The following is a 15,240-nucleotide window of genomic DNA, read 5'->3' as shown; positions in this document are numbered from 1 at the left end:
CTTGATGATGTGGACGCCCCCGGCCAGCGCAGTGCCGGTTAAGGTGCTGTGGAAGTGAAAGCAAGAGAAGGAGCGTTTACAATGAATATCAATACAATCGGACTGGATCTGGCCAAGAGCGTTTTCCAGGCACATGGCGTGGATGACACCGGGAAGACAGTGCTGGTGAAGAAGCTGCATCGCAAACAGATGCTGCCATTCTTTTCGAAACTGGCACCCTGCCTGATCGGGGTTGAAGCCTGCGCTACGGCGCATCACTGGGCGCGTACGCTGATCGCCATGGGCCATGACGTCAGGATCATGCCGCCGTCTTATGTAAAAGGATACGTCAAGCGCGGCAAAAGTGATGCGCTGGACGCAGAAGCGATCTGCGAAGCCGTGCAACGTCCCACGATGCGGTTCGTGCCCGTCAAGACGGTTGAGCAGCAGGGCATCCTGATGGCGCATCGGGCGCGATCTCTCCTGGTGCGCCAGCGCACCATGGCAGCGAATGCACTGCGCGCTCACCTGGCCGAATTCGGCTTCGTCGCAAATCCCGGCATCGCCAATCTGGCGAAGCTGGCCGATAGGGCCTTTGCTGATGAAGCCCTTCCTACTTACGCTCATCGAGCGCTTGAGATATTGATCCGACGGATCACCGAGTTAACCGAGGAGGTCGGCGAACTCGATCAGGAATTACGCATCTGGCATGCCGAGAACGAGGCCAGTCGAAGGCTCGCGGCTATCCCGGGTGTCGGGGTGATCACAGCGACAGCCATCGCGGCAACAGTGACAGACCCCGATCAGTTCCAATCAGGCAGGCAATTCGCCGCCTGGCTTGGGCTGACGCCGCAGCAGCAGTCGACCGGAGGCAAAACACGTCTCGGTGGTATATCCAAACAGGGCGACAGGTATTTGCGGCGCCTGCTCGTCGTTGGCGCAACGGCCGTCATGCGACACGCCAAGCGTAACCCGACGCCGATAACAGACTGGGTGAATGGGTTGCTGGAGAAGAAGCCGTTCCGGCTCGCCTCGGTCGCCCTCGCTAACAAGCTCGCCCGCATCGCCTGGGTAGTACTAACCCGCGGAGAGACATATAGACCCTATGGGCGGCCTGCCTGACCGCGCGCAGCCCGAACCAAATTGGCAATGGCAGTCGATGATGCGTAACGATCGAGCCAATGGAGAGGCAAACCCGTCTGATTCAATGCGCCACTCGTGCGCGCCAGCTTGATCAGGGACCTCACCGGCGGATTTCCATCAGGGCCAGCAGCGAATATCACGCCGCACAAACAGGCCGGACATATGAAAGCAACCGATCACCGCAACATGACAAAACCAGCTCTTGCCATAGGGGGCGTCCACATATGAATCAGATTTACTCCCTGAACGGAATCCAAAATCTGATTCAATCGCCAAATGACATGCTCTAGAGCGTTTCCTGCTCGAAGTGATCAGAACAGGCGTTCAGAGTCCTCGATATGCCGCGTTCGCGGACCGGCTAGCGCGTCCCGTACATCCGGTCGCCGGCATCGCCCAGCCCCGGCATGATATAGCCGTGGTCGTTGAGCTTCTCATCGAGGCTGGCGGTAAAGATCGGCACGTCTGGATGCGCCTCGGTGAACCGCCTGACCCCTTCGGGGGCCGCCAGAAGGCAGAGAAACCGGATGTTGTTGGCGCCGCGCTCCTTGAGCTTGTCGATGGCCGAGACCGCCGAATTGGCGGTCGCGAGCATGGGATCGACCACGATGACCAGCCGGTCGGCGATATCGGTGGGCGCCTTGAAATAGTATTCGACCGCCTGCAGGGTCTCAGGATCGCGATAAAGCCCGATATGGGCCACGCGCGCCGAGGGCACGAGGTCGAGCATGCCCGAGAGCAAACCGTTGCCGGCCCTCAGAATCGAGGCGAAAACCAGCTTCTTGCCCTTGAGCGCGGGCGCCTGCATCGGGCCCATGGGCGTCTGGATGTCGATGGTCTGGGTTTCCAGATCGCGGGTGACCTCATAGCACAAAAGGTGCGCGATCTCCTCGAGCAGCCGTCGGAAACTGGCGGTCGAGGTGTCCTTGTCGCGCATGATGGTCAGCTTGTGCTGGACGAGCGGATGATCGACGATCGTGAGGTTTTCCATGGTCGGACTTTCCGGTTCGGACAGCGGGGACAGATCTTGCCAGACGCGCCTAGAGCGCGCTTTTGCCATGCGGGCCGGGCCGCAGGCCCAGCCAGTGCGCAATGGTCTCGCCAATATCGGACAAAACCTGGCGCAAGCCAATCGTGCCCTTGGAAAGAGCTGGTGAAAACAACAGGATCGGCACCTGCTCGCGGGTGTGGTCGGTCCCCCTCCAGGTGGGATCATTGCCATGATCGGCGGTGATGATCACGAGGTCGTCCGGCGCCATCGCGGCGATCAGTTCGGGCAGTCGCCGGTCGAAGGCCTCGAGCGCTTCGGCATAACCCGCCGGATCGCGTCGATGGCCGAACTCGGTGTCGAAATCCACGAAATTGGTGAAGATCAGCGCCCGATCCTGCGCCATCTCAAGCGCCTCGAGCGTCCGGTCGAACAGGACCATGTTGCCTGCTGCCTTGATCTTGTGGGTGATCCCGCGGCCCGCATAGATGTCCGAGACCTTGCCGATGGCATAGACCTGCCCGCCCTCCCCGCTGATCCGGTCGAGGATGGTGGGCTCGGGCGGCGCGATGGCGAAATCGCGCCGGTTTCCGGTCCGCTTGAACGCACCGGGCGCCTCGCCGACAAAGGGGCGGGCGATGACGCGCCCGATCTTCATCGGAGCGGTGAATTCAAAGACGGTCTGGCAAAGCTCATAGAGGCGCTCGAGACCGAAATGGTCCTCATGGGCCGCGATCTGGAAGACGCTGTCCACTGAGGTGTAGCAGATGGGTTTTCCCGTCGCGATGCTTTCGTCCCCGAACGCCTCGATGATCTGGGTGCCCGAGGCGTGCCGGTTGCCCAGGATTCCGGGAACGCCCGACGCGGCGACAATCTTGTCCACGAGATCCTCGGGGAAGGTCGGGACCGTCTGGGGGAAATAGCCCCAGGCAAAGGGCACGGGCACGCCCGCGATTTCCCAATGGCCCGAAGGGGTGTCCTTGCCGATCGACACTTCCCGCCCCACGCCCCAGCGACCGCCGAGCGGGGTATCGCTCAGGCCCGGGGGGAGCGTGCCGCATGAAAGGTGCGCCGCGCAGCCAAGGCCGAGCCCATCGAGATTGGGCAGATAAAGCGGCCCGGATCGCAGGCTCTCGATATCGCCCCGACCTTCGGCGCAGGCGGTGGCGATGTGGAGGAGCGTATTGGCGCCCTCATCGCCGAAATCGGCGGCATCGGGCGCGCCGCCGATGCCGAAACTGTCGAGAACACAAAGGATTACGCGGGGCATCACTCGGCCTCCCTTGGGGGCATGTAGCTTAATACCGCCGGGGCGGCGGGGGGTGGGGTCTCCCCGATCTCATAGGCGGCAAGAATCCGGCGTTCTGCTTCCTCGGCGCTCGCTTCGTCGCGCGCATGGATCATTGCGAGCGGCTCGCCAGCCTCCAGTTTCTGGCCGATTCCGGCCAGGCGATCAAAGCCGACGCCGTAGTCGATCGTGTCAGATGGCGTGCGGCGACCGCCCCCCAGCACCACAACCGCCATGCCGATCGCCAGCGTATCGATCGCGCGCACATAACCGGTGATCGGCGCTCTGATCGGGGCTGATCGCGGTGAAGAAGGGGCGATCGCGCGATGATCTTTTTCAAGATTGGCAGGCCCGCCAAGCGCATGGACCATAGCAAAGAAGCGTTCCGCCGCACGGCCCGAATCGAGCGCGCGCCGGGCAAGGGCGAGGCCCTCATCATAGCCTTGGGCCAGCCCGCCGAGCACAAGCGCGCGAGCGCACAGCGCGAGGGTGACCTCCTCGAGCCGGGGGTCGCGATGGGCGCCGGTGAGAAATGCGATGGCGTTGTTGACCTCGAGCCCGTTGCCCGCCGCCGAGGCGAGAGGCTCGTTCATGTCGGTGAGCAGAGCCCCGGTCGCAAGTCCCGCGCCATTGGCGACCGAGACGAGACTTCCGGCGAGCGCATGCGCATCCTCGGGTGTCGCCATGAAGGCGCCCGATCCGGATTTGACGTCGAGGATCAGCGCATCGAGCCCTGCGGCGAGTTTTTTCGAAAGGATCGAGGCGGTGATGAGCGCGATGCTCTCGACCGTGGCGGTGACGTCGCGGATCGAATAGAGCCGCCGGTCGGCGGGCGCCAGATCGTCGGTCTGCCCGATGATGGCGCACCCGACGGCCTCGACCACGCGCCGGAACGTCGTGATGTCGGGATTGGTGTTATAGCCCGGGATCGCGTCGAACTTGTCGAGCGTCCCGCCGGTGTGGCCCAGCCCCCGGCCCGAGATCATGGGCACATAGGCCCCGCAGGCCGCGAGGATCGGCGCAAGCATCAGCGAGACGTTGTCGCCCACTCCACCGGTCGAATGCTTGTCGATGACCGGGCCATTGAGCCCGGACCAGTCCAGAACCCGGCCTGAATCGCGCATCGCAAGCGTCAGCGCTACCCGTTCGGGCGTCGTCATGTCGTTGAAATAGACCGCCATGGCAAAGGCCGCAGCCTGGGCGTCGGTCACCTGCCCACGCGTGAGCCCGGATATGAAATGGGCGATCTCCTCGCCCGACAACGCCAGTCCGTCGCGCTTTCTGGCAATGATTTCCTGGGCAAGCAGCGTCATGGAGCCTCTCTTTGGGGGGACAAGGGCAAGTGGTCCCTAGAGCTGCGCGACGAGTTCGGGGATCAGCGCGTTGAGCTTTTTGGCGCCCAGCGGCGCCATCTGCTTGGTCTGGTCGTGGGAGATGGTCTCGCTTGCCATCCCTGCTCCCATGTTGGTGACCGAAGAGCACGCCCACACCGAAAGCCCGAAAAACCGGGCCAGTATCGCCTCGGGCACCGTCGACATGCCGACCGCGTCCGCCCCGAGCGTCCGGGCCATGCGGATTTCGGCCGGGGTCTCGAAGGTCGGACCCGAGAACCACATGTAAACGCCTTCGCGCAGGGTGATCCCGAGCTTTTCGGCCACCTTGACGCTCGCGGCCCGCAGGGCCGGATCATAGGTATCGACGAGGTTGACGAAGCGCCTGTCGGTTTCTTCCCCGATCAGCGGGTTCATCCCGGCGTAATTGATGTGGTCCGAGAGCACCATGAGCTCGCCGGGCACGATCTCGGGGTCGAGCGAGCCGGCCGAGTTGGTCAGCAGCAGCGTTTTCGCCCCCAGATCGGCAAGGGTCGCGATCGCAGGCCGCATGGCGGCGGCATCTCCCTGCTCGTAATAGTGCTGACGGCCCGTCAGAATGGCGATGCGCTTGCCCGCCATCTCCCCGACCAGAAGATCCCGGCCATGGCCCGAGACACCGCCCTCGGGGAAGCCCTTGAGATCGGAAAAGGGGATCGTGATCCTGTCGGTGAGCAGGTCTCCCAGCCGTGAGAGCCCTGATCCCAGGATCAACGCGGCATCAATGGGCGCCTTGCCTGCAGCGGCGCGGATGGTCTTGGCGGCCTTGGTCACGGCAGTCTCTCCCCTTTGGGCCCGTTTGGTGTTGTTCACGGAAGGCTCGGGCGGCTCTGTCCGGTCAGATTTCCCGCGGCGGCAGGAATTCGGGCCCGAACGAATGGGGCAGCAATTGCTCCAGCGTCGCCTCGAGCGGCCGGCCCTCGACCCCGTGGGAGACAATCACCGTCTCGGGCGTGCCGAATTCCCGGATGCGTTGGCGGCAGCCGCCGCAGGGCGTCACCGGGGTTTGGCCCGGCCCGGTCACATAGATGCGCATGATGCGGTGGCCACCGCCCATCACCATGGCCGATATGGCCGATGGTTCGGCGCAATTGCCCAGCGGGTAGGCGGCGTTCTCGACATTGCACCCGGCATAGATCCGGCCGTCATCGGCCAGGATCGCCGCACCCACCGAAAAGCCCGAATAGGGCGCGTGGGCGCGGGCGCGCGCCGCTTCGGCGGCGTCAAAGAGTTCGGCATCGGTCACGGCCAGCACCTCAGCGCTCCTTGACGTAGGGCACGCCGCCAGCCTTGGGGCCCACGGCCCGCCCGATGAACCCGGCCAGCAGCACCACTGTCAGGACATAGGGCAGGGCCTGGATCGCCTGGACCGGCACTTCGCCGATCAGCGGCAGCTCCGTGCTCTGCATCCGGATCTGGAGCGCGTCGAGGAACCCGAACAGGAGGCATGTGAACATGACAGGCACCGGTCGCCACTTGGAAAAAATGAGGGCAGCCAGAGCCACATAGCCCTTGCCTGCGGTCATTTCGTTGCCGAACCCTGCGCCTTGAGCGATGGAGAAATAGGCCCCCGAAAGCCCAGCGAGGATGCCGGTGATGAAGATCGCCTGATAGCGCTGAAACGTCACCGATATGCCGGCGGTGTCCACGGCCTTGGGGTTTTCGCCCACCGCGCGCAGTCTCAGGCCGAACCGGGTGCGGTAGAGGACGAAGGCGGTGGCCGGCACCGCGAGGAAGGCGATATAGACGAGGATATAATGGCCTGAGAGCACCCAGGCATAGATCGGCCCGACGATCGGCACGCCGGACAGCTCGTTCGCATAGGGCAGAATGATCCGCTCGAAGCGTGCGTCGCCCGAAAGCTGCGGGGTCCGCCCGCCCTGTCCGAACCAGGTCTGGCCCAGAAAAGTGGTGAGACCGGCCGCCAGCATGGTGACCGCGACGCCAGCGATCATCTGGTTGCCCTTGAGCGTGATCGAGGCAAAACCCTGGACCATGGTGGTCATGATCGAGACCGCCACCCCGGCAAACAGCCCCAGCCAGGCACTGCCCGTCACCGCTGCGGTCGCAGCGGCGGCAAAGGCGGCCGCGAGCATCTTGCCCTCGAGCCCGATGTCGAAAATGCCCGAACGCTCGGAATAAAGTCCGGCCAGCGCCGCCAGGAGCAGAGGCGTTGCCAGCCTCAGCGTTGCATTGGCCATCGAAAGGATGAGCTCGAGATCCATGGCCTAGCTCTCCGGTTCGACGGTGGCGCGACGGGTCGCTTCTGCATTCTGTTCGAACGAGAGCAGCGCATAGCTGCGCTCGAGCGCGGGCCGGAACAGCCCTTCCATAGCGCCGGTGAACAAGATGATGAGCGCCTGGATCACCTCGATCATCTCCACGGTCACCGTCGGCATGGAAAACTGCAATTCCTGGCCGCCCTGGTAAAGCGCGCCGAACAGGACCGCCGCAAGCCCGATGCCGATGGGATGGTTGCGCCCGATCAGCGCAACGGCGATGCCCACGAACCCGGCATCGGCGACGAAATCGAGCACCAGCCGGTTCTGAACGCCCATGACCTCGTTGACCGCCACCATGCCGGCGCAGGCCCCCGAAATGGTCATGGCGATCATGATCAGTTTCGAGTTCGACATGCCCGCATAGCGCGACGCCACCGAATTCTGGCCTAGCGTGCGCAGCTGGTAGCCCAGCTTGGTGCGCCAGATCAGGAAATAGGCGGCCACCAGCGCCGCGATGGCCAAAACGATGGTGAGATTGACCGGAGAATAGCCGAAAAACGGAATGAACTCGCGCAGTTGCGGCACACGCCCGGCCACATCGATGGTCTCGGACTGCGGAGCCTGGCTCGATGCGGGCTTGAGCACCCGGTTGAGCATGTAGACCATCAGCGCCGCGGCGATGAAGTTGAACATGATCGTGGTGATGACCACGTGACTGCCGCGCTTGGCCTGAAGATAGCCCGGGATCAGCGCCCAGGCGCCCCCGAAGATCCCCGCGGCGACGATGGCGATGGGCATGGCCAGGAGCCAATGGGTCTGGTCGAGCGCCAGCGCCACGATGATCACACCCAAGCCGGCGACATAGGCCTGCCCGTTGCCCCCGATGTTGAAGAGTCCCGCATGGGCGGCGATGGCAAAGGCCAGTCCCGTGAAAACGAAATTGGTGGCGTAGTAGAGCGTATAGCCGAACCCGTCCCCGTAGCCGAAGGCGCCGTAAAGGATGATCGAGATCGCTTCAAGCGGGCTTTCCCCGATCATGAGCACGACAAGTCCGGAAATGGTGAACGCCATGATCAGATTGATCGCGGGCAACAGCACAATGTCCATCCAGCGAGGCAGGGGGTGGCGCGCGCTCATTGGGCGGTCTCCGTCTGGCCGATGCCGGCCATCATCATGCCCAGGGCACTTTCCGATGCGGTCTCGGGGTCTGCTTCGCCTACGATCTCGCCGTCGAACATCACAAGAATGCGGTCCGACAGCGAGCGGATTTCATCCAGCTCGACCGAAACCAGCAGCACCGCCTTGCCCGCATCGCGCATGGCGATGATCTGCTTGTGGATGAATTCGATGGCCCCGATGTCGACCCCGCGTGTGGGCTGGCCGACAATCAGGACCTTGAGATCGCGGTCCATTTCCCGCGCCAGGACGATCTTCTGCTGGTTCCCGCCCGAGAAGTTGGCCGTCTGGAGCCCGATATCGGCGGGCCGGATATCGAACATCTCGATGCGCTTTTGCGCCTCGGCCCTGGCCGCGGCGATGTCGAGCATCATGCCCTTGCCGTAGGCAGGGTAGGTTTCATAGCCCAGGATGGAGTTTTCCCATTCCTCGAAATTGGTCACCAGCCCCATGCGGTGCCGATCCTCGGGCACATGGGCGAGTCCCGCCTTGCGGGCGCGCGCCGCGCCATCGTCGCCCCGGATGTCGAGCGGCACGCCACCGATGGCGATGGTGCCCGAGCTGGGGTCGATGATGCCCGAAATGGCCTCGAGCAATTCCGATTGCCCATTGCCTGAGACCCCGGCGATGCCCACGATCTCGCCCGAGCGGACAGACAGGCTGACATTTTTCACCCGCGCGACGCCCTGCCGGTCGGTGACCGAGAGATTGGCGACCTCAAGCACCACATCCCCGACATTGGGCGGCTGCTTTTCGACCCTGAGCAGCACGCGCCGGCCTACCATCAGCTCGGCGAGCTGTTCGGGATCGGTCTCGCTGGTGGGCAGCGTCTTGACCATCTCGCCGGCGCGCATGACCGATACCGAATCGGTGATCGCCATGATCTCACGCAGCTTGTGGGTGATGAGGATGACGGTCTTGCCCTCCGTGCGCAGGGTTTCGAGCACCCGGAACAGATGGTCGGCCTCCGCCGGGGTCAGAACGCCGGTGGGTTCGTCCAGGATCAGCGTGTCCGCGCCCCTGAACAGCGCCTTGAGGATTTCCACCCGCTGCTGCTGGCCAACCGAGATGTTCTCGATGAGCGCGTCGGGGTCGACCTCGAGGCTGTATTCCTTGCCCAGCTTGATCAGCTCGGCGCGCGCCCGATCGAGCGTGCGCGACAGCAATGCGCTGCGTTCGGCGCCCAGCACCACATTGTCGAGCACGGTCATGTTGTCGACCAGCATGAAGTGCTGGTGCACCATGCCGATGCCCAAAGCGAGCGCATGGCGGCTGTCGGTGATGGTGTGCGCCTTGCCGTTGACCTTGATGGTCCCGCTGTCGGCTGTGTAAAATCCGTAAAGGATCGACATCAGCGTGGACTTGCCGGCCCCGTTTTCGCCCACGATCCCGTGGATCGATCCGCGCCGGACGTTCAGATCGATGTCCTTGTTGGCACGGACCGGGCCGAAGCTTTTCGAAATTTTCTCGAGCTCGATGGCCCACGGCCCCCCGGACGCGCCGGTGGCGGCGGCCGGAGTGTCCGGCCGCTGCGAATGTGTGTCTGGGGAACCGGCCATGCGCCTAGTCGAGCGGGCAGGCGTTGTCGGTGTAGAAGTCGTGGATCTCGACCTCCCCTGCGATGATCTGCGCCTTGAGGTCTTCGGCGGCCGCTATCATTTCCTCGGAAATCTCGCTCTCGTTGAACTCGTCGAGCGCATAGCCGACCGAGTCTTCCGACAGGCCCAGATCCACGCGTCCCGGCTCGAAGGTGGCGTCGTCCGCCGCATCGGTGAACGATTCCTGGACCACGAGGTCCACGCGTTTGATCATCGAGGTCAGAACCGAACCGGGGTGCATGTAGTTCTGGTTCGAATCCACGCCGATCGAATAGACGCCTGCATCGGCCGCAGTCTGGAGCACGCCGATGCCCGAGCCGCCGGCCGCGGCAAAGATCACGTCCGCGCCCTCGTCGATCGCGGCGGTGGTGAGCTCGCCCGCGGTCACCGGATCGTCCCACGCGGCCGGGGTCGTGCCGGTATAGGTTTCGATCACCGAGATCTCGGGATCGATCGCGCGCGCGCCATAGGCATAACCGCAATGGAAGCGCCGGATCAGGGGCACGTCCATGCCACCGACAAAGGCGATGGTACCGGTTTCCGATGCCGTCGCCGCAAGCGCGCCGACAAGGGCCGAGCCGGTGTGTTCGTCAAACATCACCGAACGCACGTTGGGTGCGTCGACAACCGTGTCGATCACGACGAAATTGGTGTCGGGGAACTCGGGCGCAACCGCGGTCAGCGCCGCTTCCCAGGCAAAGCCTGCCATCACGATGGGCTGTGCGCCCTGGGAGGCGAACCGGCGCAGCGCCTGCTCGCGCTGGGCGTCGTTCTGGAGTTCGAACTCGAGAAAGTCCTCGCCGTTCTCCTCGGACCAGGCAACGGCACCGTTGTAGGCAGCCTCGTTGAACGATTTGTCGAACTTGCCGCCCAGATCGTAGATGACGGCGGGCGCGGCCAGCGCGGTGCCGGCCATCAGAGTGGTGAGGGCGGCGGCGCCGGTCAGTGCGGCCAGCCCCTTGAAGGTGGTGTGGATGGACATGATGATACTCCCTGTTCCCGAGCCGCGACGACGGCGCCCCTTATGGGGTTTCGCCGATGGTCCACGGGACGATCAAGGCTTGATACAAGCGTGCAAATCATCGGTCTGCAAGGGGCAATTTCCGACTTTTTGACCAAATGGGCAAAAATTCACCGCTCCGTGATCACGCCTCGGCAATCCCGTCCGGCCCCAGAGGCTCTACCCGGGCGCCCATCGCATCCCCGAAGCGTTCGAAAAACCCGTCGATCACCCCTTGTGCCGAAGCGCCCACCAGCGTGCGCCCGAGCTTCATGATCGGGCCCGAAGCGCCCCCATCGGCGGAAAATTCGAGGATCGTGTCGGCGCCTCTGTCCGAAAGCGCGATGCGCGCCGAGGCGCTGGCCGCGCCCAGCAGTCCGCCCCTGCCGCGCCCCAAAAGCGTATAGTGGCGCGCCGGGTCCACGTCCTTTAGCACAAGCTCGCCGGTAAAGACCGGTTTGGCGACCCCCAGATTGACCCCGATGCGCGCTTCGAGCCGGTCGGGCGCCGTCCAGACGATCGAGCGGCACCCCGGGATGCAGGCCCCCAGAATCGCGGTGTCGTTGAGCGCTTCCCAGACCGCCTGCCTGGATGCGCCGATGCGATAGCGGCCCCCGAAGTCCATGGCCTGCCAAATCTCCCAACCGGTTATGACGTATGCGTCTTTTTCGCACCATTGCGGCACAAATCCGCCGCCGCCGCGCCCAGGGAGATTGTCTCGGGCGGCCGCACGGGGAATCATGGAGGAACCATCGGCCCACCCGCGGGCAGTATCAGCAGGGAAATACCGCGATGACAACCGCGCTCACACAGACGCCACTCACCTATCTCGATCGCGCCGTGGGCGCCGTCAAGGAGCTGGGCCTGTGGCCCGAAACCGTAGAGGAGAACCCGGTTTCCGGTCTTCTCGACCAGATCGTGGGGCTCGATGAGACACGCGTGGTCCTGATCGGCCGGGTTCTCACCCAGGCGAGCGTCTTCAACGAGGTCGTGCGCACCCAGGTCGCGGCCATGAACATCGGCGAGCGCTACGAGGCGATCACCAATGATTTCAGCTCCATCCGCGATGACGCACGCCGGCTCGTCGACCAGCTCGACGATGGCAAGCTCGACATGCTCGAACGCGCGTCCAATGTATGGATGAAGGTCAGCCGCGGCGATATTCCCGCCCGGTTCGACCGCATCCGTGACGCCTATCTTACGGTCTCGGGCGACACCAAGGATCAGATCGACCGCGAACACGCCATTCTCGAGGCCTATCGCGACTTCCGCGGTGCGCTCAAGCAGGCCGAGGTGATGGCGCTCGAGGTTCTCGAAACCGCCACCACGGCGCTCGAGGAAAAGCGCACCGAGCTCAAGGCATCGGCCGACACCCTCGCCGCCTTTTCGGGCGACACCGCCGCGGAGCGGGCCCGGCTCGAGATGGAGCGCGACGAAAAGCTGCGGGCCCTGCAGAACGAGGAGCGGCGCTACCAGATCGCCAAGGATCTCTCGGACAATCTCACGGTCGCCTATTCGACCTCCGAAGTCATCATGACGCGCCTGGCTCAGACCACGAGCGCCAAGGAACGCGTCTACCAGCAGTCCATCTCGTTCTTTTCCACCAACGAAACCGTGCTCACCGCGCTTTCGGCCTCGTTCACCGGCATGTTCGGCCTGCACGAATCCACCGAGACCCTCAACGCGATGAAGGAGGGCATGAGCCAGAGTCTCGAGACCCTCGCCGATATCGGCGGCAAGGTGCAGACCGAGGCGCTCAAGGCTGGCTACGGCCCCACCATCCGGGCCGATGCGGTCAAGGCGCTCGTGGACAGCGTGGTCTCATACCAGGAGCATTCGCGCGAGATCATCGCCGAGATGCGCACGCTCGCCACCCGGGAATCCGCGGCGATCCGCGAAGCGGTGGAAGATGGCAAGGCGCGTCTTGCGCGTCTTGCCGCACAGAGCGATTCGCTCGCGGCGCAGTGACGCCCGGGACGGGCGACAAGGGTAACGGTTGCTGGCAATGACGGCTCAGGCAGGAAACGGCGCGCCGCTCGATGATGTCATGTTGGCCATGGATGTGGTCGACACGCTTCGTCACGACGATGCACTGGTGCGCCGCGAACTCAACGCCCCCGCGCGCGAGGCCGAGCTGATCGAGCGCTTGCGGGCGATCTACCGCGATCAGGGCATCGCCGTGCCCGACCACATCCTGCGCCAGGGTGTTGCGGCGCTCGCCGAGAGCCGGTTCACCTATTCCCCGCCCCCCGACGGCTGGAAGACCCGGCTCGCCCGGCTTTACGTCACCCGGGAGCGCTGGGGCCGTCGCGTCGGCATCGCGCTGGCGGCGCTGGCGCTGGTGCTGGGCGGCTATTTCCTGGTTTACCGTCCCATCGAGGCCTGGCAGGCCGATCAGGCGCGCGCCGAACTCGAGGAAGGCCTGCCCGCGCGCATGGAGGCGCTCTACCAGGCCATTTTCACCGAAACCAAGGTGCAGTCCCCTCTCGAGGAAGCCCGGAGTCTGGTCGAGCGCGGCGAGGCGGCGGCGGCCCGCGGAGATCGCGAGGGCGCGCTCTCGGCCATCGCCCGGCTCGAGCGCATCGAGGCAATGCTGTTGGCCGAGTTCTCCCTGCGCATCGTGGACCGGGAGGGCGAGCCCACCGGCGTGTGGCGCTTCCCCGAGGAAAGCGCCGATGCCACCAATTACTATATCGTGGTCGAGGCGATCGCTCCGGACGGGGACCGGCTGACCCTGCCCATCGAGAGCGAGGAGACCGGTGAGATCACGTCGGTGGACACTTGGGCGGTGCGCGTGCCCGAGGTCACCTATGAAGCGGTCCGTGCCGACCGGCTGGACGACGGCATCATCCAGCGCAACGTCCTGGGGGCCAAGGCCTACGGCTTTCTCGACATCGACTATGTGATGCCCGTTCTGGGCGGGGCGATCACCGAATGGTAAGGGAGGGCGAGGACCGATGCTGAACGGACCGGGCGCCCTGGGCGCTCTCGACGATGCCTTGAAGGACATCCGGCGCGAGGAAGACGAGATCACCCGCAAGATCGCCCGGACCACCGACCGGATCGGGCGGCTGCGCGAAACCGAGCTGGGCCAGTTGCGCGAGTTGGCGCGCGTGCGCCTCGACCTTTCCGAAAGCGATGCGATCTCCGGGAAGCTCAAGGCCGCCGAAGACCGTGCGCGCGACATGCTGTTCGCCCATGGAGAAGCCATGGACGCGCTCGAGGCCGAATTGGCGGCCCGCGAAACCGCGCTGGGGGAGATGACCCGGGCACGGACCGAGGCCGCGCGGGAGCTGGTCCAGGAGCAGGAAAAGCTCGATGCCTTCGAGCAGACCGTCTGGCCGGCGCTCGAGGCCGACCCGGCCTACAAGGCGGCCCTCGAGACCGAACGCGAAGCGATCCGGCACGCCGAGAACGCGGCGCGCAAGGCCGAGCAGGCCGAGGCCGACCGCCAGGAAAAGGGCGAGCCCTACCGATCCGACCCGATTTTTCTCTATCTCTGGGAGCGGCGCTTCGGCACGCCCGATTATGCGGCCTCGGGCCTCTTTGCCATGCTCGACGCCATGGTCGCGCGCCACGCCCGGTTCGAGACGGCCCGGGTCAATTATGCCCTTCTGGAAGCCATTCCCGGACGGATCGCGACCCATGCCGAACAGCTTGGCAAGGAGGCCGACGCCGCCGCCGCCGAGCGCAATGGACTTGAAACCGCGGCTCTGGACGGCGCGGGTGGCAAATCGGTGCGCGAGGCGGTCGAAGCGCTCGAAGCGCGCATGGTCGAGCTCGACGCCCGGATCGTTGCCGCCGAAGATGCCCGCGAGGCGCTGACCGAGCAGCACAAGGAACTGGCAGAGGGCGGCGACCCGACCTTCGAGGAGGCGCTCGACGTGCTGGCACGGGCCATGGGCGATGTGGACGTCGCCCAGCTTCTGGCCGATGCAAGGCGCACGCACACCGCCGAGGATGACGCGGTCGTCGGGCGGATCGAAGACACGCGCCGCAGGATCGGCGAGGAAGAGACCGAGCTGAGCGACCAGCGCGCGCGCCTCAAGACTCTCGAGACGCGCCGGCGCGAACTCGAGGATCTGGCCTACGAATTCAAGAAGGCCCGCTACGACCATCCCAACTCCACCTTCGGGGAGGACCGTCTGGCCGGCGACATGCTCAACGACTTTCTCAAGGGCGCCATTACCGCCGGCGCCTATTGGGAGCAGTGGCGCCGGTCCCAGACCTTTTCGGGCCGCACCCGCCGCCAGAGCAGGCCTTCGGGCTTTTCCGTTCCAAAGGGCGGCTTCTCTCCGCGCCCGCCCTCGGGCACCAACTGGACCGGCACCTCCAAGGGCGGTTTCTCGCGGCCGCGTTCGGCTACGACCGGGCGCCGCGGCGGGTTCAAGACCGGTGGCGGCTTCGGCAAGGGCGGGTTCAAGACCGGCGGCGGTTTCTGATCCCCCCTTCCTTTCGGCCAATCTGATTGCCCAACCA

At 64.7% G+C, this 15,240-nt stretch carries 14 protein-coding genes; 4 read left to right on the top strand and 10 right to left on the bottom strand.

The annotated features are described in order from the left end of the window. The first annotated feature begins 81 nt into the window (after positions 1-81). A complete protein-coding gene (locus tag EO136_RS14925) occupies positions 82-1,101 on the top strand; it encodes an IS110 family RNA-guided transposase (RefSeq protein ID WP_127143153.1) in 1,020 nt (339 codons plus the stop codon). A gap of 379 nt (positions 1,102-1,480) precedes the next feature. Here the strand turns inward: EO136_RS14925 and upp are convergent, their stop codons facing one another. The 10 genes from upp to EO136_RS14875 all read right to left on the bottom strand — a co-directional run bounded on the left by upp (position 1,481) and on the right by EO136_RS14875 (position 11,386). Then, positions 1,481-2,110, bottom strand: coding sequence for a uracil phosphoribosyltransferase (gene upp / locus EO136_RS14920; RefSeq protein WP_127145179.1), 630 nt, complete (start codon positions 2,108-2,110; stop codon positions 1,481-1,483). A 49-nt stretch (positions 2,111-2,159) separates the two neighbouring features. Continuing rightward, on the bottom strand, positions 2,160-3,377 hold the full coding sequence (locus EO136_RS14915; protein ID WP_127145178.1) for a phosphopentomutase: 1,218 nt from the start codon (positions 3,375-3,377) through the stop codon (positions 2,160-2,162). Continuing rightward, complete coding sequence (deoA, locus tag EO136_RS14910) at positions 3,377-4,702, bottom strand: thymidine phosphorylase (protein WP_206513345.1); 1,326 nt, start codon at positions 4,700-4,702, stop codon at positions 3,377-3,379. Before deoA ends, EO136_RS14915 begins: the two co-directional genes overlap by 1 nt. A 42-nt stretch (positions 4,703-4,744) precedes the next feature. Further along, positions 4,745-5,539 carry a purine-nucleoside phosphorylase gene (locus EO136_RS14905; protein ID WP_127145176.1) on the bottom strand — a complete coding sequence of 265 codons (795 nt, stop codon included), beginning with the start codon at positions 5,537-5,539 and terminating at the stop codon, positions 4,745-4,747. A 64-nt stretch (positions 5,540-5,603) separates the two neighbouring features. Continuing rightward, positions 5,604-6,017, bottom strand: coding sequence for a cytidine deaminase (locus tag EO136_RS14900; protein ID WP_164730622.1), 414 nt, complete (start codon positions 6,015-6,017; stop codon positions 5,604-5,606). A 4-nt stretch (positions 6,018-6,021) separates the two neighbouring features. Further along, a complete protein-coding gene (locus EO136_RS14895; RefSeq protein WP_425466629.1) occupies positions 6,022-6,927 on the bottom strand; it encodes an ABC transporter permease in 906 nt (301 codons plus the stop codon). 66 nt (positions 6,928-6,993) lie between these two features. Continuing rightward, positions 6,994-8,124, bottom strand: coding sequence for an ABC transporter permease (locus EO136_RS14890; protein ID WP_127145174.1), 1,131 nt, complete (start codon positions 8,122-8,124; stop codon positions 6,994-6,996). Further along, positions 8,121-9,722 carry an ABC transporter ATP-binding protein gene (locus EO136_RS14885; protein WP_127145173.1) on the bottom strand — a complete coding sequence of 534 codons (1,602 nt, stop codon included), beginning with the start codon at positions 9,720-9,722 and terminating at the stop codon, positions 8,121-8,123. The genes EO136_RS14890 and EO136_RS14885 overlap by 4 nt, the downstream gene beginning before the upstream one ends. A 4-nt stretch (positions 9,723-9,726) precedes the next feature. After that, entirely contained in the window at positions 9,727-10,743 is a 1,017-nt protein-coding gene (locus EO136_RS14880) for a BMP family lipoprotein (protein WP_127145172.1), read from the bottom strand. A 163-nt stretch (positions 10,744-10,906) separates the two neighbouring features. Beyond that, on the bottom strand, positions 10,907-11,386 hold the full coding sequence (locus EO136_RS14875) for an SRPBCC family protein (RefSeq protein ID WP_164730620.1): 480 nt from the start codon (positions 11,384-11,386) through the stop codon (positions 10,907-10,909). 167 nt (positions 11,387-11,553) lie between these two features. Between EO136_RS14875 and EO136_RS14870 the strand changes: the two genes are divergently transcribed. From EO136_RS14870 to EO136_RS14860, 3 genes are read left to right on the top strand one after another with little or no spacing between them, the layout of a single operon-like run. Next, complete coding sequence (locus tag EO136_RS14870; RefSeq protein ID WP_127145170.1) at positions 11,554-12,729, top strand: cell surface protein; 1,176 nt, start codon at positions 11,554-11,556, stop codon at positions 12,727-12,729. 37 nt (positions 12,730-12,766) lie between these two features. Then, positions 12,767-13,702 carry a DUF6384 family protein gene (locus tag EO136_RS14865; RefSeq protein ID WP_127145169.1) on the top strand — a complete coding sequence of 312 codons (936 nt, stop codon included), beginning with the start codon at positions 12,767-12,769 and terminating at the stop codon, positions 13,700-13,702. Positions 13,703-13,718: 16 nt separating this feature from the next. Further along, positions 13,719-15,203, top strand: coding sequence for a coiled-coil domain-containing protein (locus tag EO136_RS14860; RefSeq protein ID WP_127145168.1), 1,485 nt, complete (start codon positions 13,719-13,721; stop codon positions 15,201-15,203). The last annotated feature ends 37 nt before the right edge of the window (positions 15,204-15,240 follow it).

The organism is Pelagibacterium montanilacus, from assembly GCF_003992665.1.
Lineage (GTDB): Bacteria > Pseudomonadota > Alphaproteobacteria > Rhizobiales > Devosiaceae > Pelagibacterium > Pelagibacterium montanilacus.
This window is presented reverse-complemented; position numbering and strand designations above follow the sequence as displayed.

What these genes read in the sequence shown, in the direction of transcription:
- EO136_RS14870 (WP_127145170.1), top strand. Translation starts at nt 11,554, where the DNA reads ATGACAACCGCGCTCACACAGACGCCACTCACCTATCTCGATCGCGCC.
- EO136_RS14880 (WP_127145172.1), bottom strand. Translation starts at nt 10,743, where the DNA reads ATGTCCATCCACACCACCTTCAAGGGGCTGGCCGCACTGACCGGCGCC.
- EO136_RS14890 (WP_127145174.1), bottom strand. Translation starts at nt 8,124, where the DNA reads ATGAGCGCGCGCCACCCCCTGCCTCGCTGGATGGACATTGTGCTGTTG.
- EO136_RS14865 (WP_127145169.1), top strand. Translation starts at nt 12,767, where the DNA reads ATGACGGCTCAGGCAGGAAACGGCGCGCCGCTCGATGATGTCATGTTG.
- EO136_RS14860 (WP_127145168.1), top strand. Translation starts at nt 13,719, where the DNA reads ATGCTGAACGGACCGGGCGCCCTGGGCGCTCTCGACGATGCCTTGAAG.
- upp (WP_127145179.1), bottom strand. Translation starts at nt 2,110, where the DNA reads ATGGAAAACCTCACGATCGTCGATCATCCGCTCGTCCAGCACAAGCTG.
- EO136_RS14915 (WP_127145178.1), bottom strand. Translation starts at nt 3,377, where the DNA reads ATGCCCCGCGTAATCCTTTGTGTTCTCGACAGTTTCGGCATCGGCGGC.
- EO136_RS14925 (WP_127143153.1), top strand. Translation starts at nt 82, where the DNA reads ATGAATATCAATACAATCGGACTGGATCTGGCCAAGAGCGTTTTCCAG.
- EO136_RS14875 (WP_164730620.1), bottom strand. Translation starts at nt 11,386, where the DNA reads ATGGACTTCGGGGGCCGCTATCGCATCGGCGCATCCAGGCAGGCGGTC.
- EO136_RS14885 (WP_127145173.1), bottom strand. Translation starts at nt 9,722, where the DNA reads ATGGCCGGTTCCCCAGACACACATTCGCAGCGGCCGGACACTCCGGCC.